Annotated in this window: 13 protein-coding genes; 9 read left to right on the forward strand and 4 right to left on the reverse strand. The window is 49.6% G+C overall.

Going from position 1 to position 21,771, the window contains the following annotated elements; genetic code table 11:
• The 4 genes from ADIS_RS09400 to ADIS_RS09415 are packed head-to-tail and all read right to left on the reverse strand — an operon-like array spanning position 1 to position 3,785.
• Entirely contained in the window at positions 1-1,047 is a 1,047-nt protein-coding gene (locus ADIS_RS09400; RefSeq protein WP_010854228.1) for a hemin-degrading factor, read from the reverse strand.
• 2 nt (positions 1,048-1,049) lie between these two features.
• Positions 1,050-1,856 carry a heme ABC transporter ATP-binding protein gene (locus tag ADIS_RS09405; RefSeq protein WP_010854229.1) on the reverse strand — a complete coding sequence of 269 codons (807 nt, stop codon included), beginning with the start codon at positions 1,854-1,856 and terminating at the stop codon, positions 1,050-1,052.
• A gap of 1 nt (position 1,857) precedes the next feature.
• Entirely contained in the window at positions 1,858-2,886 is a 1,029-nt protein-coding gene (locus ADIS_RS09410; RefSeq protein ID WP_010854230.1) for a FecCD family ABC transporter permease, read from the reverse strand.
• Between the two features lie 50 nt (positions 2,887-2,936).
• Positions 2,937-3,785, reverse strand: a complete 849-nt coding sequence (locus ADIS_RS09415) for a heme/hemin ABC transporter substrate-binding protein (RefSeq protein ID WP_010854231.1) — start codon at positions 3,783-3,785, stop codon at positions 2,937-2,939.
• 368 nt (positions 3,786-4,153) lie between these two features.
• Here ADIS_RS09415 and ADIS_RS09420 point away from each other — a divergent pair, with 368 nt between their 5' ends.
• From ADIS_RS09420 to ADIS_RS09460, 9 genes are all read left to right on the forward strand, one after another.
• Positions 4,154-5,431 carry a Gfo/Idh/MocA family protein gene (locus tag ADIS_RS09420; RefSeq protein ID WP_010854232.1) on the forward strand — a complete coding sequence of 426 codons (1,278 nt, stop codon included), beginning with the start codon at positions 4,154-4,156 and terminating at the stop codon, positions 5,429-5,431.
• Between the two features lie 21 nt (positions 5,432-5,452).
• Positions 5,453-7,612, forward strand: a complete 2,160-nt coding sequence (locus ADIS_RS09425; RefSeq protein ID WP_010854233.1) for a glycoside hydrolase family 31 protein — start codon at positions 5,453-5,455, stop codon at positions 7,610-7,612.
• A gap of 126 nt (positions 7,613-7,738) precedes the next feature.
• Positions 7,739-9,613 carry a sulfatase family protein gene (locus tag ADIS_RS09430; protein ID WP_010854234.1) on the forward strand — a complete coding sequence of 625 codons (1,875 nt, stop codon included), beginning with the start codon at positions 7,739-7,741 and terminating at the stop codon, positions 9,611-9,613.
• A gap of 35 nt (positions 9,614-9,648) precedes the next feature.
• Positions 9,649-11,130, forward strand: a complete 1,482-nt coding sequence (locus ADIS_RS09435) for an alkaline phosphatase D family protein (RefSeq protein WP_051113295.1) — start codon at positions 9,649-9,651, stop codon at positions 11,128-11,130.
• 157 nt (positions 11,131-11,287) lie between these two features.
• On the forward strand, positions 11,288-13,057 hold the full coding sequence (locus tag ADIS_RS09440) for an arylsulfatase (RefSeq protein WP_010854237.1): 1,770 nt from the start codon (positions 11,288-11,290) through the stop codon (positions 13,055-13,057).
• Positions 13,058-13,239: 182 nt separating this feature from the next.
• Positions 13,240-16,056 (forward strand): DUF1553 domain-containing protein, encoded by a 2,817-nt coding sequence (locus ADIS_RS09445; RefSeq protein WP_010854238.1) that lies wholly within the window; start codon positions 13,240-13,242, stop codon positions 16,054-16,056.
• A gap of 12 nt (positions 16,057-16,068) precedes the next feature.
• Entirely contained in the window at positions 16,069-17,547 is a 1,479-nt protein-coding gene (locus ADIS_RS09450) for a DUF1501 domain-containing protein (RefSeq protein ID WP_010854239.1), read from the forward strand.
• Positions 17,548-17,562: 15 nt separating this feature from the next.
• On the forward strand, positions 17,563-19,014 hold the full coding sequence (locus tag ADIS_RS09455; protein ID WP_010854240.1) for a c-type cytochrome domain-containing protein: 1,452 nt from the start codon (positions 17,563-17,565) through the stop codon (positions 19,012-19,014).
• A gap of 89 nt (positions 19,015-19,103) precedes the next feature.
• Positions 19,104-20,546 carry an SLC13 family permease gene (locus ADIS_RS09460; protein WP_010854241.1) on the forward strand — a complete coding sequence of 481 codons (1,443 nt, stop codon included), beginning with the start codon at positions 19,104-19,106 and terminating at the stop codon, positions 20,544-20,546.
• Positions 20,547-21,771: the final 1,225 nt, after the last annotated feature.

Consider the following 21,771-nt stretch of genomic DNA (forward strand, 5'->3'; position numbering starts at 1 on the left):
TCAAAGGCTATCTACCAATTCTTTCCAACGGGCACTTTGGGCGAGGCCGGGTTTTCTAAGTCCAAAAAACTGGGCAATCAGGTCTTTATTTTTGTCGAATAGTTCTATAGAAGACACCAACCCATCCGCTGTATTTTTGTGGACTACCCACGCAGCATCGATCTGAGATTCATCCAGGTGCATGTTAAATTCAGGATCCAATACGTTGAGCCAGTTACCCATCTGCCGGATAGTTCGTACTTTTCCCTGGTGTATTTGAATATTGCCTTTGTTTCCGACAAAGATCATGATGGGAATTTGCTCAGCCGAAGCAGATTCCAGAACCGTGCGGATGACCAGCCTATTAACTGGATAGGCCCATTTTTTCCCAATCCACTTGATGGCATCAAGTCGATGGATATTAAAGGTTTGGAGCATCCCAAAAAAGTCATGGGTGTCCTTCATCGTTTCCCAGGCTTCGGTCAATGCAAGGTGGTCTACAGAACCTGCGTAGTTTTCAGGTGGAAATGGATTTACAAGAACCGGCTGGTTTTGGTCCTCCATTTTGAATGAATCCACCAATAGGGCGTATGCATCCAAGTTGCTTTTTTCTTGTAGGTAGATTTTTAAAATTGCGTCACCCGCTTGATCAAAGAACTGTAGGCTTTTCAGGGGGCCTCTTGGCGTTTCATTCACGACCGCAAATCCATATTTCCATTTGCTAAAGAATACCCGTTGTTCGATAGGCCCAATAACGGTGGCGATTTGATGCGGGGCTCTGCCATGAATACTTATCTTTTGGAAGCTGCCTTTATGTTCCAACACACATCCTTCGTTTCTTGTCAGGGACATTACTTTTCCGAGGGTTTTACATGCTGACAGTATGGCCGACCAATCTTCTTTTAGTCGAATTGTGTCCTTTCCCAGCGTGGTGGATAGAAGTTCCAGTTCGGATACGTTCAGTGCCTTTGCCGCATCTCGTATCCGAAGGGTTGGTTGGGTTGCCCTTAGCGATGCCCAAGCGTCTTTAAGCGCGTTTGCGGTTGTTTCATGCAGTGTTGTTTCCATCTTTATGCTAGTTTGTAGTTGTACATAGGTGCAGGCTTATTGGTAGGAAGGCTGCTGATAATGAGGGGTTGATGGGGATCACCTGTACTGACCTGAATCGGGTAGTCAAATACCTGATGCAGGTTTTTTGGGGTCATGATCTCCCGGGTTGGCCCATGATTCACCATGGTGCCGTTTTTCAGCAGTACCACCTTATCGGCATAATTGGCGGCCAAGTTGAGGTCATGCAGGATCACCAGGATACCAATGTTTCTTTCCTTAAGCTGGGAGATTACCTGCATCACCTGATGTTGCTGGGCAATGTCCATGCTTGAAGTGGGTTCATCCAAGAGGAGGTATCGAGGAAAGGGACTAGTCCCCCAGATCTGTGCGAGCACGCGTGCCAATTGCACGCGTTGCCTCTCGCCTCCAGAAAGGTTTTCCATCAGCTGATCGCGGAGATGCCAGGTGGATGTTGCAGTCATTACTTCTTGGAGGGTGTCAGGAGCAAAGGACTTATTGGAAAGCACCAATCCCAACTCAACGATCTCACGTGCCCGAAATGGAAAGATAACGGTACTGTGCTGGGGCATTACAGCCCTTATCGTCGCCAATTGGTTGGTTTTCAGATGTTCTAAACGGCGTCCATTGTAGGTAATAGAACCGTGCTGACACTTGACCTCTCCGGAAAGTAGTTTGAACAGCGTGGATTTGCCGGCACCATTTGGGCCTACTAAGGCGGTCATTTTTCCTGCCTCAATGTAGAAATCCGCTTGTTGTAAAATCGGCCTTTTCTTTATGCAGAAATGAAGTTTTTTTGCCTCGAGCATGTTAGGTTCGGATTTTTTTTACGTTTATAATCAGCCAAATGAAAAAGGGAGATCCAAGGATGGCGGTAATGATGCCAATGGGGAGTTCGGCGGGCATAACCAAGGTGCGGGCCAGCAGATCAGCACCGGTAAGGAGTCCGGCCCCAAGCAAAAAGGAACCCGGCAGCACCAACCTGTGATCTGCTCCAAATTTTAGCCGGATCAAGTGGGGTACGATCAGCCCTACAAATCCGATTGTGCCTGTCATGGAAACGCCTACGCCCACTGTCAATGCACTAAGAAACAGGATAGTATATTTTACCCGTTGTACACTTACCCCCATGTGAAAGGCCTCATTTTCTCCTAAGGCAAGTGCATTCAGGTTTCGGTACTGAAAAACAATGGCAAAAGAGGGAATCAATATGAACAATAAGCCTATCTGTACTTTGCCCCAGTCTGCTCCCCCCACATCTCCTAGACTCCAAAAAGTGAAGTTTCTTAGTGCTGCTTCATCGGCATAAAACAACGATAGTCCTATTAATGCACCCGAGAGGGCGGTAAGCGCAACCCCGGCCAAAATCAAAAGCGAAATATCGGTTCTTCCACCATGGTTTGCCAGGTGATAGACCAGCAGTACGTTTACAAGCCCGCCCACGAAAGCAAAGAGGGGAAGCCCCAGACTACCGAACAGGTTCAAAGCCCAGGGAAAAAGGGAACCAAATACAATAAAAACAACGGCAAAAAGGGCACCTCCGCTGCTCACACCGATCAGTCCGGGTTCCACAAGCGGATTCCTGAATAGTCCTTGGAGCGCCGCACCCGATACGCCCAGCCCCCCACCTACCAACAAAGCCAGCAAAATCCGGGGGATCCGAATATGCCATAGCACATTGGCCTCTTGCGTGGAATGCCAATGGATCGGCAATCCCAGCTGGTTAAGCAAAACAGAAAGGGTATTTTGTATGGATACCGGGAATGCACCTATGGTCACTGAAAATACGGCTAGAACGAGTAAGCCAATACCCATCCCTGATAAAACCCAGTTTTGCATTGATTTCTTTGAAGCGTGCTTAGGAGGAGAACTGACGGTGTACATATCGTTTAGTTTCTGGCACTTTTTGCAAGCTCCAATGCTGCTTTTCCCACCCTCGGGCCAAAACCGGAAAGATAAAGGCCGTCAAAAGCAAGTATGCCGTTGTTTTTTAATGCGTTGGTTTCTTCAATGCCCCGTATTTGTCTAACCCCCTCCAGGCCGCCCAGGGACTGTAGACCTGATTCAAAAAAGAGAAGATAATCCGGATTCATCTTGATCAATGCCTCGGGAGTAAGTGGTATAAAGTCTTTGAAGCCCTTACCGACCGACCGAAAACCTGCGAGCTCAAAAAGCGATTCGGCAAAAGTACCTTCGCCCGCTATAAACACGGTCTCGGTGCCCCGGGCCATCACGAAGGCCGCGGTAGGTTGCCGATCAACGGTGGCAAGATAGGCTTCCAAATCAGCGATATCTTCACGAAGTCGGCCGCTCAGCTTTTCGCCCCTGTCCGGAACCTGAAGAAATTCTGCCAACTCTCCGATGATACGAAAGGTACCGTTCAGGTCCTTTGGCTTTTCAAATTCATGCAGCGCTACGTTTGCCTGCTTTAGCTGTCGTACCACATCTTCTGTGAGGTACCCCTTTTCTACAAGCAGGATATCGGCTCCAAGTGCAAGGATACCCTCAGCCTTGATTTGGTTGCGGTAGCCAATAGAGGGGAGTTCCTGCATGGTAATCGGATAGGTGGATGTAATGTCTGTGGCAATAATACCGGAACCGTATCCAAGTTCGTGCACAATTTCTGTAATGGTACCACCCGCAGTGATCAGCTTTTTTTCGTTAGCCGGGGTTTCGGTCTTCGGTGACGAACAGGCAAGCACCAAAGGGAGAAGGAAAAGGAGTTGCGTATATTTCATTTATTAAGATCAATTTTAAATAATAGGCAAATATCAAACTAATTAGATTAAATCCAAATAAAAATTAATTGATAATTTCTATCGTGACGGATTTTTGATAAGGCGTCAATTAGACGAAAATAGCGATAGAGAATATCTATAAATCCCTATCAAGCAGTTGATTATCATTTATCCTTTAGACAACAAGCGGTGTTGTTTTGCAGAAACAACCTATTAGACGATGTAAGGAATCCGTAGTTTGTGCAGGGAATAGTCGGCAAAAACCGCTAAATTGGAACACGCCGTTTTTCCTGATGTATCAGCCTTGTGTCTGGTCTGATGGCTTAGCGGCATTTGTCATAACCAATCCGGGAATAGATAAAAAGCAAATGATTTCAACAAACAGAAGATCCTTTATAAAAGGCGCCGCTGCTCTTTCCGCTATTACCGTGCTGAGCCCTGCGGCGGCTTTTGGCACCAAAGCAAACACGGCGATCCGTGTAGGCATCATCGGCTGTGGCAACCGGGGTACCTCGGTAATCACCGCCATGTCCAAACATACCCCTATACATATTGTAGGGATGGCAGACCTTTTTGGGGATAAACTTCAGACCGCCAAGCCTAAACTGGATGCGCTTAATACTGCCAAAGGGCTTTCTCCCGTATCAGCCTCCCATGTGTACCAAGGGTCAAAGGCCTATCTACGTCTATTGGAAATGAAGGAATTGGACGCCGTCATCATTGCATCCCCCGCCTATACCCATCCGGAATTTGTAGAAGCAGCCATTGCCGCAAACAAACATTTTTATTGTGAAAAGCCTGCCGCCATGGACGTTGCGGGGTGCCGTCGGATCACGGCTGCCGGTAAAGGCATCACCAATCTAAGTGCCGTGTTTGGGTTTCAGATCCGCTATGCAACGCCCTACGTGGAGTTGATGAAGCGTATCCACGAGGGAGCGATTGGAGATGTTGTCAATGCGCAGTTGTACTATTTCTCTTCAGGACTACCGATTATCCAATCACCTGACATGTCCCATGATGAGGTGCGCATCAGGAATCAGTTCTTCTTCCGGGATCTGTCCGGTGGAATATTGTTGGATCAGGGGGTACATATGCTGGATGTCTGCAACTGGGCCTTGGGTACAACGCCGATAAGCGCCATTGGAATGGGCGGATATAACGGGGGCAATGGGTTTGGCGACGCTTTCAAAAACTACCAAGTGATCTACCGATATCCAAAGGACATCACTGTCAGTTTCCATTCTACCCAGTTTGGAAGCACCTTTGGAGATGTATGTGCCCGCTTTATCGGATCGAAAGGCATTGCCGTAGCGACCTACAGTGGGGGAGTGTATATAAATGGAGAAAATACATGGGATTCGGGGATTTTGCGTGAAAGCACCAGTCAGGCGAGCCGCGAGGCACAGGCAGCGGGCGTATTTACGTCTTCCCTCCATGACTCGAACGAAAAGAAGGTGAGCAGTTTTATAAACAGCATCGTATCCGGCAACCACCTAAATGAACTGGACGCTGCCGTAGATTCCACGCTGACTGCCATTTTGGGGCGGCAGGCAGCTACGGGTCAGCGATCGGTTACTTGGAACGAGATGCTTTTCTCCAATGAATCTTTGGACCCTCGTTTAAATCTACTACAATTTGATCGTTAGTTAAAACCTGATTTACCGAAGATGATCCTTACCAAACGTAATATCTGCTTTTTTGGTGTTGTCACTCTGTTTATTTTGCCTTCTTTCGGTCAAGCGAAGTGGGAGAAGGTGGCCCCCGGGGTTTGGAGGACGGTGGTCGGCGTACCCGATGAGTTTACCCTGCTCACCGCGGCGGGTATCGCCCCGAAAATGGAAGCATTGGCAGCGATGAGCGAAGTGACCTTTCCGTTAGATGCAGGACAAATCGTGGGCGAAGTGACGGAAAATCAAACACAGTTGCGGTTTCCCCTCGAGCGGGTAGAGCAGCTGTTCGGATTTGGTCTACAGTTCAAAACCGTACACCAACGGGGCAGGATTCTTAGACTGCATGTAGATCACTATGGCAATGCGGACAATGGACGCACCCATGCACCGGTGCCCTTTTATGTGTCGTCCCGCGGGTATGGTGTTTTTGTCAACGCAGCCAGGTACATCGATGTCTATGCCGGCACAGCTTCCCGTAGGGACAGCCCCAACCCGCCCGAGGCGCGTGACCGTAACACGGATAAGGACTGGAGTGCCAATCCCTATTCCGATGCGGTAGAGATGCGCATCCCCTCGGCTGGTGTGGAAGTGTTTGTTTTTGCGGGGCCAACTCCTTTGGAGGCGGTACGCCGATATAATCTGTTTACGGGGGGTGGGCCTTTGCCTCCCCGTTGGGGCTTGGGTTTTACCCAACGTGTCCATCGCCTGTTTTCGGATGAGCAGGTTAGGGAAGAGGTCGATGCGTTTGAGGAGCGGGGTTTTCCCTTGGATTTCGTGGGGTTGGAACCCGGATGGTTAAGCAAATCCTATCCCAACACCTTTGTTTGGGATCCGGTGCGATTTCCCGATCCCGAAGGGTTTATGCGGGATTTAAAGGACAGAGGCGTTCGGATCAATCTTTGGGTAAACCCCTTTGTGTCTCCGGATTCGCCCATTTATGGGGATATATTGCCGTTTACGGGTTCCCATACGGTATGGGCCGGTGTGGTGCCAGACCTTACGATTCAAGCGAGTCAACGGATATTTTGGGGGATTTTTGAGCAGGAACACCTGGACAAAGGAGCCAGTGGGTATAAGATCGACGAGGTGGACGGCTTTGACGAGTGGCTGTGGCCCGACGTGGCGCGATTTCCCTCCGGATACTCCGCAGAGCAGATGCGGCAGACCTATGGCTTATTGGTTCAAAAACAGAGTATGGATCTCTTTCGGCAAAAAAACCAACGGACTTATGGGCTGGTTCGTGCTTCGAATGGGGGCGGTACGTCTTTTCCCTATGTTATTTATAATGATAACTACGATCATAGGGATTTTATCACAGCACTGATCAATAGCGGCTACGCCGGCGTGTTGTGGACGCCGGAAGCGAGGGCATCCAAGACGGCCGAAGAATGGCTGCGACGCATGCAGACGGTGGTTTTTTCACCTATGGCGATGATCAATGCCTGGGCCAGTGGCACCAAACCATGGTCCTTCCCGGAAGTGGAAGATGAGGTCAGGCTCATGGCTCGCCTGCGGATGCAGATGATGCCGTACTGGTATTCCGAATTTGCCAAGTACCACTTTGAGGGAACACCTCCCTTTCGGGGAATGAGCTTGGAGCCAGGTTTTTCGGATGCTTCCCAGCTTATTACTGTTTCCGACCAGGACGCCGATTTGGAAACCAATCCCTATGCCCAAGCAACCCGAAAGGAGGTAAAGGACCAGTATATGGCGGGCGAATACCTCTTGGTGGCACCTATGTTTGCAGGAGAAACCTCCAGGCAGGTGGTATTGCCATCCGGCAAATGGTTTGATTTTTATACCGGGGATTATGTAGGGGATGGAGAGATCATTACGGTGACCCCCGGTTTGGACAAGATTCCGGTGTTTGTGAAGGATGGAGGAATCATTCCGATGACGGAGGTACGGATGCATGCTCCCAAAAAGGGAGAGAAATACACGTTGGAAGTCAGGCATTATGGGGAGAGGCCGGGTGAATACCTGTTGTACGATGATGACGGGGAAACCTTCGATTTTGAGCAAGGAGCCTATTCTTGGAGGCGTCTTTCTGTCACAAAGCAGAGGAACGGTGCATGGAAGGGTGAGGTTTCCAAGCCGGAGAAAGGGAAGCCGGACAATTTGGCATCCATATCCTGGCGTTTCATGACGGTAAGATAAACCTGAAAAGGTGTTGATAGACTAAAAATCCTCGTGAAATGCCCTAGAAATCGTTGGGAAATTGGCCTTCGGTAGAAATATTTTCTATCTTCCCAATTGTTTCCGTTTAATCCAATATAACCCGATATGAAAAATCTTTGCTTATGGGTGCTTCCATTTTTGTGTTTTTTCTGTACGCCCCCCGAAGAGAGCGAGTTGCCCCTGCCTAATATTCTCTGGATTACCAGCGAGGATAACAGCCCCTTTGCCGGCTGTTACGGAGATGATTTTGCCACTACTCCCCACATGGATAGATTGGCGGCAGAAGGGTTCCTGTATACCCACGCTTACGCCAATGCGCCTGTCTGCGCACCTACCCGCAATACCATTATCACCGGTGTGTATGCCAATTCGGGTGGTCATGAACACATGCGGAGCTATTACGACAAGTCATCGATTGTGAAGCTTTATCCCGAATACCTGCGGGAAGCGGGTTATTATTGTACCAATAACCAAAAGGAGGATTTTAACATTAATCCTGAGTTGACCAAAAATACCTGGGACGAACTGGGAAGAGAGGCTCACTACAAGAACAGACCTGAGGGCAAACCGTTTTTCGCCATATTTAACTCCACCGTTTCCCATGAGAGTTCCCTACATACCCGAACGCCCTTGAATGAGCTGAGGCATGATCCGGAGCAGGTAAAGCTGCCTCCCTATCACCCGGATACGCCGGACATGCGCCACGACTGGGCCCAATATTACGACAAGGTAGAGGATATGGACACCTGGATGGGGGGGATACTCCAGGAATTGGAAGAGATGGGAGAAAAGGAAAACACCATCATCTTCTACTACGGAGACCATGGTGGCGTGCTGGCGCGAAGCAAGCGATTTGTGTACGAGTCTGGCACCCGGGTACCTTTTATCGTGTATATTCCTGAAAAATACAAGCATCTGTATCCCGCCGAAAAGCCCGGTTCCAAGGTGGATAGGCTTGTCAGTTTTGTAGACTTGGTACCTACGCTGCTTAGTATCATAGGTACAGACATCCCCGACTACCTTCAAGGACATGCGTTTTTGGGCAAACAGAAGACCGAGGATCCGGAGTATGCCTTTATGTTTCGTGGACGGATGGATGAGCGGTACGACATGAGTCGGGCAGTTCGGGACAAAAAATACCGGTATATCAAGAACTACATGCCTTACCGTATATATGGGCAGTTTATAGAATACCTGTGGCGGGCACCTTCCATCCGATCTTGGGAGCAGGCCTATTTGGCCGGCGAATGCAACGAAGTGCAATCCGTCTTCTGGAATACCAAACCGGTAGAAGAGCTATATGATACGGAAAATGACCCTTGGGAAGTGACTAATCTCGCCGCTGATCCTGCCTACCAAGCCGTGTTGTCCCGAATGCGCAATGCCAACCGCAATTGGATACTGGGTATTCGGGATGCAGGGTTTATACCTGAGGCCACTTTGGTAGACCTAACCCAACATACATCTGCATACGAATATATGCGTTCGGGTTCGGTTGATCTCGAGACGTTGGTCGATGCAGCGGATTTTGCCGTTGGGCCGAATGCTGAAATTTCCCAATTGGTGGCGTTGCTGGAGTCCACTGATCCGGCCCTGTCCTATTGGGGCGCTACGGGCTTGTTGATTCAGGGAAAGGCAGCCGAACCGGTCAAAGATCAGCTGATCTTGCTCGCATCGGACTACGACCACAACGGGGCAATTGTGGCCGCAGAGTGCCTTTATGGGTTACGGGAGATTCAAACTGGTAGGCAAACCCTTTTACGGGCGTTGCAGTCAGAAAATGCATTTTTGCGTGCCCATGCGCTCAATGTGATCGACAACGTCGATGATAACAGTCCAGCTGTCCGCAATGCGGTTGTGGCGATGGTGAAGCGGATTGGGGAGTTTAAGAACCATAACTATGACCTGCGCATGGCGAGGTTTCTGCTTTCAAAATGGGCCATTGAGCCGGCATCGGTAGGCATAGATATAAACTGGTAATGGGTAGGTGTCATGAATTTCAAAACGTAAAGTACATGAGATCAAGCTTGGTATTGCTGCTTGTTTGGGTGCCGCTTTTTTCCTTTGGGCAGCTGGTGGGCGATCGAACCCATCAGCAGTTAAGCAAAAACCGGTCTCTGGAAACCAGTCTATATATGCTGAACCATTGGACACCGGACCTGGATCTGGCTAGGGAAAATGAATTGGCTGCCATTGCCTATACTGTTTTCTCCGGTGATATACAGGCCGACTTTGGAGACTTAGTGGGCGATCCTGGCTACCTGGACTGGGTGGAATCCGGAAAAGAACTGCTTCTGGGAGGGCCGATTTGGGGAGCAGTGTCGGAAGAAGGTGCCGATCTTTGGCTGCGTACAGCCCAACCCGCAGAAGTGGAGATATGGGTGCAGGATGGGCAGGAGAGGCGAACACTTGGGCCTATCCGAACGGAGGTAAAAACCGACCTGAGCGCTGTTTTTCAGATCTCCGGTTTGGAAGCAGGCAGATCCTATCCGGTCAAGATAATCATAAATAAGGTAGAATGGGCAGGGGATTCCATATTGACCCTGAATACCCTGCCGAGGGATTCATCCCTTCGCGTTGCGTTTGGAACCTGTTTTCACCGATGGGGCTTGGGCAATACCCATCAAGTGACACAGATTCTGGCCAGAAAGCCACATGCCATGTTGTTGGGCGGTGATATTGCTGTTCAGGATCGGCGGAATCAGATTGGTATGCACCGCTTTGATTATTTAATGCGTGACCAGTTTCCTGCATGGCGGCAGTTAAGTTCACGGGTTCCTGTATATGCTACCTGGGACGATCATGATTACATGGACGATGATCTGTCGGGGGTTCCCGACGGGTTTACTGAAGCGGACCGATCGGCGATCCGGGAAGTTTTTACCCGCTCCTGGGCCAATCCAGGCTTTGGAAACGAGCGAAAGCAGGAGGGCGTATATTTTAAGACCTCCATCGGGTCTGTGGATGTAATAATGGTTGATAACCGATACTTCAGGGATGAAAAAACCGGTGCCTTCCTCGGAAACGATCAGATGGAATGGTTGGAGCAGCAACTGCTGTCTGCGAGCGGAAAGTTTATCATTCTATCCTGCGGTACCATGTGGAGCGATTATGTGTCCAGTGGAAAAGACTCTTGGGGAGTTTGGGATCCGGTCGGAAGGGAGCGGTTTTTTCAGTTGATCGAAAAGCACCGGATACCCGGCGTTTTGTTGATTTCCGGTGACCGACACGGAGCCAGGGGGTTTGCGATTCCAAGAAGTTCGGGGTTTCGGTTTTATGAGTTTGAGCCTGCAAGTTTGGGAGGCAGGCATGGCCCTGTAGCCATTGATCCTGCGTGGGAAACCCAGTTGTTTGGTTTTGACAATACCTACGCATTTGGGGAGTTTACCTTTGAAACCCACCTGGACGATCCGGAGGTCACGTTTCGGTTGGTTCGGGAAGATGGCGATGTGTTATATACGTTAAACCTAAAAAGAAGTGAGTTGACCCCTCCCTGAACCTGACTTTCTTGTCCTCGCCACTTTCAAAAATAATGCACACATATACTGGTTCTAAGCCGTTGATTTATAAATTATTGCTAGGTTTTTGAGCCATTAGGCCTTTATTTAGCTTTCGGAACCGTCACTCTTCACCAAGTTTTTCCCCAGAATAACCATGAACCCTGCCTGCAAGCTTATTTCCGTCCTATTGACGTTTTTGTTTTTTCCCATTTTCAGTGTCTTTTCCCAATCGGCCATATCTCCCAATGTCATACTTATCATCACTGACGATCAGGGCTATGGAGACCTGGGATATACAGGCAATCCCCATGTCCAAACACCTGTGTTGGATGCATTGGCCGGAGAGAGTGTACGGTTAAACCAGTTTTATGTGTCCCCGGTGTGCGCGCCTACACGGTCTAGCCTGATGACGGGCCGCTATTCCCTACGAACAGGTGTTCGTGATACCTATAACGGCGGCGCCACCATGGCTTCCGACGAGGTGACCATCGCTGAAATGCTGAAGGAAGCGGGTTATCGCACCGGGATATTTGGCAAGTGGCACCTTGGGGACAACTACCCTTACCGGCCCAGTGAGCAGGGTTTTGACGAGTCGCTGATCCATTTGGCAGGGGGAATGGGCCAGCCGGGCGATTTCACTACTTTTTTCCAAGGAGACCGGAGCTACTTCGACCCCGTTCTTTGGCAAAACAACCAACAGAAACCGTTTGAGGGCTACTGTACGGACATATTTACCGAGGAGGCGATACGCTTCATTGAAGCGCAAGCGGATAGTCCCTTTTTTTGTTACGTGTCCTTCAATGCGCCGCATACCCCGCTTCAGGTTCCCGATGAATATTATGAGCGGTACAGAGAAATTGACCCTTCCAGTGGTTGGGAAGGGGAGGAGCTTCCTTTTTCCCTCATGTCAGAAAAGGACAAGGAAGATGCCCGCAGAGTGTATGCCATGGTGTCCAACATCGACGATAACGTGGGCAGGCTGCTGCAGGCCTTGGACGATCTGAATATTGCGGATAATACAGTGTTCATATTCATGACAGACAACGGACCCCAGCAGAGAAGGTACAACGGTGGGATGCGGGGACTCAAAGGAACGGTTTTTCGCGGAGGAGTCAGGGTGCCCTTTCTGATGCGGATGCCGGGAATGGAGCGTCGACCGGTGGATATAGATCAAACTTTGGCCCATATCGATGTATTGCCCACGCTGGCGGAAATCACAGGTGCCCGCGTACCGGCTGACCGGGTGGTGGATGGACGGAGTTTCCTGTCGCTGATAGATGGCAAGGGGGACCCTGTTTTCGATACCCGATCACTGTTTTTTTATTGGACACGAAAATACCCTGAACCCTACCAAAATATGGCACTCCAACAAGGCTCCCTGCGGCTGGTGGGAAACGCAGGATTTGACGCTGTGCCGGGCGACTTCGCGTTGTTTGACATAGAAGAAGATCCGTTTGAGCAGGATGACTTACGTGCACGTAATCCAATCCTAACTGCAAAAATGAAAGTGGATCTGGACAATCTATTGGAGGAGCTGACCAATTCCCCTAACTTCAAAAAGGAACATCCCATAGGGATCGGCACCGTTTATGAAAATCCAGTTTTTTTAAATAGAAATGACGCAGGTGGACAGCGGGGTATCTGGACGCAGGACGAGGTATTTGGTCTTTGGAAAGTGAAGATTACAGAAGGCGTGTATACGTTCCGTTTTAGGTTTTTACATCCCTTGGAGCACCCGGGCAGGATGAACGTAGAGCTGGGCAGCAGAGTCCTGCAAAAAGAGCATACCATCTTGGGGGAGGATACCATTATTTGGGAAAGGGTGCGCCTTTCGGGCGAAGAATGTGACCTGATTCCCTTCTTTGCCGGAGGAGGAAAAAATATCCTTCCACTTTGGATTGAAGTGGAGAGAACCGATTTATGAGTGCTTCATCCGTTTAAATGACCACTTATCCCCAACTTTGGTTCGCCAGCCACGGAGGGAGAGGGTGACTTGCTTGATTTTGCAAAAAGTGATTTTGAATTGACCCCTTATTTACTTAATTTGATGGCGTTTATTGGAGAATAGCTAGACCAAAAAAAATCAAACGTATTGCCTCAATCCCCATGAATTTTATCACCCAGAGATGGAAAGTATTGGTTTCCGTCATCGTCCTCACTTGGCTGTTTTCTTGGATCGCCTATTCGGTCTCATTAGAGAATAAGCATAAATACCTGCCTGCCTTCGTCCTGGGAGAGGAGGTGGATTTCAATACCCATATCCGGCCCATTTTTAACAAGAAATGCATTGCCTGTCACGGCGGGGTTAAGAAATCTGGTGGCTTCAGTTTGCTTTTTGAAGAGGAAGCACTCGTTGTGAACGAATCGGGTGAACGTGCCATTGTCCCCGGAAGCGTGCGCAAAAGTGAGTTGATCAAACGCATTAAGCATCATGATCCCGAATTACGGATGCCTTTGGAAGCAGATCCTTTGAGTGATGACGAGATCGACCTGTTGACTCGTTGGATCAATCAGGGAGCGAAATGGAAGGACCACTGGGCCTACATACCTCCTAAGCCCCAAACTGTACCGTCCGTTTCCTCTCCTTGGGTAAAGAACGACATAGATCGATTTGTCCTGGCAAAATTACAGCAGGAGAAGCTTCAGCCCAATCCGCAGGCGGATCGGTTTAGTTTGCTGCGCCGTGTCAGTTTAGATATTACGGGCCTTCCTCCCACTTTGGAGGAGGTAACGGCATTTATCGAGGACGATTCGCCGGAAGCGTATGAGCGGGTGGTGGATCGATTGCTTTCATCCTCCGCCTATGGAGAGCGTTGGGCGGCGATGTGGATGGATCTGGCCCGGTACGCCGACTCCAAGGGCTATGAATCTGATCGACACCGCAGTATTTGGAAGTACAGGGACTGGTTGATCAAGGTGCTAAATGATAATATTCCCTTCGACCGGTTTGTTACCGAGCAGTTGGCAGGGGACCTGCTGCCCAATACAACCGATGAGCTGTACATTGCCACGGCGTTTCACCGAAATTCAATGAACAACGATGAAGGGGGAACGGACAACGAGGAGTTTCGGGTGGCGGCTCTGATAGATCGGGTCAACACGACTTGGTCGGTCCTTCAAGGTACGACGATGGAGTGTGTCCAATGCCACAGTCATCCCTACGACCCCATACGCCATGAGGACTTTTACCGTTCCTATGCATTTTTTAATCAGAGTGCGGATGCAGATATACCCAGCGAAGCTCCCGTACTGATACAGTACAAGGAGGAGGAAGATCAGGCAAAGCTTGCAAGTATTAAAAAATGGGTTGCTGAAACGGTAGCTCCGTCTGAACGTGATGCTAAGGTCGATTATTTCGAAAAGCTGATCCGGATCGGTGAGCCCAAACTACACCCCCATTATTTTGAGCAGATTGAAAAAGGCCTTCCTGTGCTGGGCACATCTACCTTCAAGGTGGCCGATAGTGTGTACTCCCGCATCAAGCAACTACCCTTTACAGGCAAAAATCGAATGATGCTCAGGTACCGGACCGAAAAGAGCATGGGGAATATGCAGCTTCGCTTGGATTCGAAAGAAGGCAAACTCATAGGAAACCTACCCTTGGAAAGGAAGTTCCGAACAGAATACGACGAAAAGGAAAAAAAGAACAAAGAGTATGGAATGTATCAAACGGTTTCTATTCCCGTAGATCCCATCGTAGGTACCCATGATCTGTATTTGGTGATTGACGGCCCGGAAGGATCCGGTTGCAACATAGAGTGGGTGGTGTTCCATGAATCCCTGCCCGGCGAAGAGGCTGCGGGCTACCCGGAAGTAGCCCAGACGCTTTACGATCTGTTAAACACCACCAAACCCAAGATTACGACACCTATTATGGTTGACTTGCCGGAGAGCCACCGACGTATGTCCAGGGTATTTGAGAAAGGTAATTGGCTGGTGCAGGGAGATGAAGTTTCTCCCGGTGTTCCCGCGAAATGGAATTCCTTTGATCCCTACCCGCCAAACCGGCTTGGATTGGCCCAATGGCTGGTTTCCAAGGAAAATCCGTTGACGGCCAGGGTGATGGTCAACCGGATATGGGAGCAACTGTTTGGTTTGGGGATCGTAGAGACACTGGAGGATTTCGGTTCCCAGGGATTTGCCCCCTCGCATCCCGAGCTATTGGATTGGCTGGCGATGCAGTTCATGAATGAGCATGCATGGGAGTTGAAGCCCCTTATCAAACAATTGGTCATGTCGGCTACCTACCGTCAGTCTTCCCACCTTAGGGACGATCTACGGGATCGCGACCCGGACAATTACCTGCTGGCGCGGGGACCTCGCTTGCGGTTGACTGCCGAACAGGTAAGGGATCAGGCCCTTGCGGTCAGTGGCTTGCTCAGTCGGAAAATGTACGGACCTTCTGTAATGCCCGAGCAGCCCGAAGGGATCTGGCAGGTGGTATATAGTGGAGGAGAGAAATGGATGACCAGCAAAGGCGAGGATCGGTACCGCCGGGCGCTGTACACTTTCTGGAGGCGCACCAGTCCCTATCCTTCCTTTATCACCTTTGATGCACCTAGCAGGGAATTTTGTCTTCCCCGGCGTATTGACACGAATACGCCCCTTCAGGCATTGGTAAAATTGAATGATCCGGTATATCTAGAGGCCTCGTTGTTCCTTGCCAAACGGGTATTGGAAGGTGTCCAAGGTGTATCACCCACCGAAAAGCTTTCGCTTATGTACAGCTTTGCGATGCTAAGGGGGATAGATCTGGACAAGCTGGAAGCTCTTGAAAAACTGTACAAAGAAACGCAGGTTTACTTCGATAATGATCCCGAAGCCATTTGCCAGTTTACCGGGGAGGAAGACAAGGAATTGGCCGTCATGACCGTAGTAGCCAACGTAGTCATGAATTTGGATGAATTTGTCATGAAATCATAACGAACACACTAGATGAACGTACTGCAGGAACTGCAATTTAGGTCGTTACAGCAAGAGACAAGGAGGCATTTTCTCAGAAAATGTGCTGCCGGCCTGGGAGCCGTGGCCTTTGGATCAATGATGGCCTGTGGCACATCACGCCGTGAGGAACAGCAGGCCAAACAGGTGATGGAAGGATTGGCTGCCAAGTTGCCCCACTTCGCACCAAAAGCGAAGCGCATCATTTACCTGCACATGGCGGGGGCACCTTCCCAGCTTGAGCTGTTTGACTACAAACCCGAACTGGCCAAGCTGGATGGCAAAGACTGTCCCCAATCCTTGTTGGAGGGGAAGAAGTTTGCCTTTATACAAGGCGTTCCCAAAATGCTTGGCCCTCAGGCTGAGTTTAGGCCGAGGGGTGAATCAGGTATGATGGTATCGGATCTGTTGCCGCATTTCTCCACCATCGTGGACGATGTCAGCCTGATCAAGACGATGCACACCGACGAATTTAACCATGCCCCCGCTCAGCTGTTGCTTCAGACGGGTGGCCCCAGACTTGGCCGACCCAGTATGGGCTCATGGGTGACCTACGGGCTGGGTACCGATAACGAGAACCTGCCCGGTTTTATCGTACTGGTTTCGGGTGGCAATACGCCCGATGCGGGCAAGTCGGTGTGGGGAAGTGGGTTTTTGCCCTCCGTTTATCAAGGGGTGCAGTGTCGTTCCGAAGGGGATCCGGTACTTTATGTTTCCAATCCCGATGGAATGAGCGGAGACTTACGTCGCCAAACCATCGATGCCATCAACCAGGTAAACGAAAGGGAATACCAGGATGTACGCGATCCGGAGATATTGACCCGCATATCCCAATACGAGATGGCGTTTCGTATGCAGACCTCCGTTCCGGAAGTAATGGATATCAAGGACGAACCGGAATACATCCATCAGATGTACGGTACCGAACCCGGGAAGACCTCTTTTGCCAATAACTGCCTCCTGGCTAGACGGTTGGTGGAGCAGGGGGTACGCTTCGTGCAGTTGTTTGATTGGGGCTGGGATACCCATGGGGTCAGCGAGGGGGATTCCCTGGAAAATGGACTGGTAAGGAAGTGTGGCCAGGTAGATCGGCCTATGGCTGCTCTGGTGAAAGACCTGAAGCAACGGGGATTGTTGGATGAGACCCTCGTGGTCTGGGGTGGAGAGTTCGGCAGGACTCCCATGCAGGAAAACCGGGGAGGTAGGGTATGGCCGTTCAAGGGCAGAGATCACCATACAGAGGCCTTTCCGATTTGGATGGCCGGAGGAGGTGTGAAAGGAGGGTTCACCTTGGGGGAAACCGACGAAATCGGCTACTATGCGGTCAAGGACAAGGTCCACGTACATGACCTACAGGCCACCATTTTGCATTTGGCCGGTATGGACCACGAAAAATTCACGTACTTTGCCCAGGGCCGGGATTTCCGCCTGACCGATGTGGCGGGAAAAGTAGTTCATAAAGTAATTGCCTAGTAATTAAAAAAATAGATGGAGGAATCAGGAGATTTGTTGCTTTTTTTGGGGAGGTTTCACCCCTTGTTTCTACACCTGCCCATTGGCTTCTTGGTGATGGCGGTGATGCTGGAGATCGTTTCGAAGCGGGAAAAGTACCAGTCACTTCGCCCGGCTGTTGGGTTTACGCTTTTTGTTGGTGCCGTTTCTGCCCTATTGGCAGCGGTACTGGGGCTTATGCTTGCCAGGGATGGTGGATATAGCGAGGACTTGCTGAGTATCCACCAATGGTTGGGGATTGCCTTGGTCGTGTTTTCGTTTGCGGCTTGGTGGCTGCAGCGTCAATACGAGCAAAAGAGTACCGATCAGCTCAAAAAGGCTTATTTTGGGAGCCTAGCGCTGATGATGGTGTTTTTGGGAGGTGCCGGACATTACGGTGGCTCGCTTACCCATGGGAGCAATTACCTGACCCAAAACATGCCCAACTCCCTCCGCAGCCTGCTGGGAATGGAACAGACCAAGGGACCCAAGCTGATAACCAACCTCGAAGAGGCCGAAGTATTTGGAGACATCGTGCATCCCATTCTGGAAATGCGCTGCAATTCCTGCCATAACGCCAGCAAGAAAAAAGGTGACCTACAGATGCATACCGTGCAGGCCTTGCAGCGGGGCGGTGACAGTGGCGCAGCCTTTGTCGCTGGTGATCCCGCGCAGAGTTTGTTATTGCAGCGGATTCACCTTCCTGAAACCGATGACGAACACATGCCGCCCAAGGGCAAAACCCAGCTGACCGATCAGCAAATAGCCCTGTTGGAGTGGTGGATTGCCGAAGGAGCTCCCTTTGACAAGCGGGTTGCCGACCTGCGGGTAGAAGGAGAAATAGACGCCATCTTGCAGACGCTGGTTGACCCAAATGCCAACAAATCGGAAGTAGAGATTCTCTTGGCCAATGAGCCGTCCATGCCCAACCGGGAGAAAATTGATGCATTTCGGGAGCAGGGGGTAATGATCAAAACCTTGTCGGCAAAGTCGAATTGGCTGCAGGTCACCGTAGACAAGAAGCTTCCTGTCGCCGAGCTGTTGGCTGGTTTGGCGGAGAGTTTTCCCGAACAGATTACCTGGTTGGACCTGAAGGAAGCAGAGATCACGGATGAGGAGCTGAAGCCGGTTAGGGAATTGAAGCATCTGACGAAATTGAGGCTGGAAAAAACACCGGTCTCAGACGCCGGAATGGAACACCTTAGCGGACTTTCGTACCTGGAGTTTTTGAATCTATATAGCTCCCGTGTGGGTGATCAGGGCATAGCGAAGCTAGGAAGCCTAAAGAATCTGCGTAGCCTCTACGCTTGGGACACCCAGGTCACCGAGGCCGGAGCCTCCCAATTGGAGAGTCAGTTGAGTAGATTGACCGTTAACCTGGGTTTCGAAGTCAACGTAGTCGATTCGCTGACGGTTGAGGTATTGCCGGTGGGTTACAAGCAGCCCTAAGCCTGTGGCCCGAATCCTTCGAAATAGTTGTTTAGATGAATTACCCGTCGGGCTGTCCGTTACAGCTTTCCCTGAACCCTTCCTAAACTATGCGGGCACGGCGTTTGGGTAGTTGGCTGGGGCCATTGTTTTTTGGGGGAATCCTTCTTGCTTCCCAAGTGGGGCTTTGGGAGTTGTCCGACGCGGTCAAGGTACTGGCGCTTGCGGCCTGGATGGTCACTTGGTGGGTCACCGAGGCCGTACCCATACCGGTGACCGCTCTGCTTCCGATGGTGCTGTTCCCTTTGCTGGGTATTTTTGATATGAAGGGTGCCAGCCTGCCCTATTCAGATCCGGTGATTTATCTGTTTATGGGCGGCTTTATAATTGCCCTCGCCATGGAAAAGAACAGACTGCACCTACGGATTGCGCTGAACCTGATCCGAATTACGGGCACCCGAGCAAACGGGATCTTATGGGGTTTTTTTCTGGCTACAGCTTTTTTGAGTATGTGGATAAGCAATACGGCGACGGCCGTGATGATGCTGCCGATTGCCATGTCCATTGTACGGTTGATACAGGCCGCCAATCCGGTTATGGAGAAGGATAAGGGCTTTCGCAACTTTTCCTTTACGCTCATGCTAGGGATTGCTTATTCGGCCAATATTGGTGGGGTCATTACCTTGATTGGCACCCCTCCCAACGTGGTTTTGGTGGGTTTTATGCAGCAGTTTTATGGTTATACCCTCGATTTTAACCGTTGGCTGCTGATAGGGATCCCGGTGGGAGGGCTGATGCTACTTTTGATGTACCTTGTTATGGTGGGATTCATGTATCCCAATCGTCTCGGACGGATCGGTGGATCAGAGCAGGTAATACGAAGACAGTTGGCAGAGTTGGGGCCCATCTCCAGGGCAGAAGTACGCGTCAGTTTGGTTCTAATGGCGACGGCACTGTGCTGGATACTGCGGGAACCGCTAAACCTGCTGTTTCAAACCAACCTCCTGAACGACACGATCATTGCCATGACCGGGGGCATTGCGATGTTTTTGGTGCCCGCTGGCAAGGGCGACACCGATAAGCTGCTAGACTGGAGCAGCACGAAGGGGTTGCCTTGGGGTATACTGCTGCTGTTTGGTGGGGGCATGAGCCTGGCCAAGGGTATGGAAGCGGCCGGCATTATTCAGGGCATTGGAGAGACTGTTTCCGGCTTTTCTTTGGTCTCTGTTTCCGTATTGTGCCTTTTGTTGATTTTGGTCTCCCTTTTTCTGACCGAACTGATGAGCAACGTGGCATTGGTTACCATATTTGTTCCTGTGGTGTTTGGGATTGCCGATGGCCTGGGCGAGCAGGTTTTGCCGTTGGTGATACCTATTACCATGGCATCCAGTTTTGCCTTTATGCTGCCTATCTCCACCCCGCCCAATGCGATCCTTTTTTCCAGCGGCTTCATACCCATCCGGGATATGATGAGGGTAGGGGTATGGCTAAACCTACTGGCGGTATTGCTGCTTTGGGGAGTAGGGGTGGTACTTGTGAAGTGGGTGTTTTAACGCATTATTTTATAGTTCTTTCCCGTATTTAATTACGTGAAATAGGAGATGTTGTAATAATCTATATATTTACGATTATTGTTTACTTTTTAGTCACAATTAACAGCTTAACAAGATGGAGAAAAAAAAATGGAGTGAGCCAGAGATGGCTCCAATGGAGATTCTCGGAGGTAGCTTGGTAATGTTTAATGAGACTTTTTCAGCAGCTACTACTGGAAGAGGTACTGTAAACGACGATATTTCCTAAATCAAAAAAATGAAAAATAGTGATCCATTTAGGGCCGCTTTTTTTGTTTTTATGGGGGACTTCTTTTTTTCGTTGCTAACTGGATCTGGTAAACCCCTAGTCAGCGTCTTCTTTATCGAATAATCCAACGTGGGTTGTTGTTCGCATAGTGATGGGGATTCTAGCGGCGTTTAATGGTTCGCTGGGCTTTTTCTCTCTTTCAAACTATGCCCATTGGTTTTCGTCCAATCCGTATTCTTGGACAAGTCGGTTATCGAAATGATCTCTTCGCAAATTTTTTGGATGTTCGTGTTGGATAATTCAATGTTTTGGCATATTTTCGATGGCGAATACATTTTGTAATTAATCTAACAGCTGGAAATCATGGAAAAGAAAAAATGGGTAGATCCGGAAATTGAGGTAACAACAGTGGAGAGCGGGTGGGATGATTCAGGTCCTTATGAAGCCCCTTTCTATTATACAAATTCTTAAATCATCCAAGATTTTAAGTAGCTTGTTACGTTTCAAGAGCTAGGGCAGGGTGTTTTGTTGTCTTTTTCCGAGTATATTTTAAACATTATGAAAAAAAAAGAATGGGTAGCACCAAAAATGGGATTGGCAATGGTTGAGGGTGGGATTCCTTTCTCCACTGGAGAGGACTTTATGTACGTGGACATTTCTTAATCTAGGTTTGTAGAAAAGGTGAGTCAGCTGTTTTGACTCGAACGAAAAGAGAAACGAATAGGGTTCGTGGACGAAAATTTATATCTATTTAATAATTTGGCTCCTAGTGAGCCAGTTTTTTTTCGGGATGGTTCAGCAGGAGACCAATGGGTATACAGAGAAATCTTTGAAGAGGAGGTGAACAAACTTCCCTTCTCCTATCCTGTGAAGACTGTGGTCGACCTGGTGGTAAATATAAATTCGATTTCGCCTTACTTTTGAGGTAGATCTATCCAGCGATTACGCTTAAAAATAATTGGTCTGTAAATTAATCGA

This window comes from Lunatimonas lonarensis (assembly GCF_000390185.1).
Lineage (GTDB): Bacteria > Bacteroidota > Bacteroidia > Cytophagales > Cyclobacteriaceae > Lunatimonas > Lunatimonas lonarensis.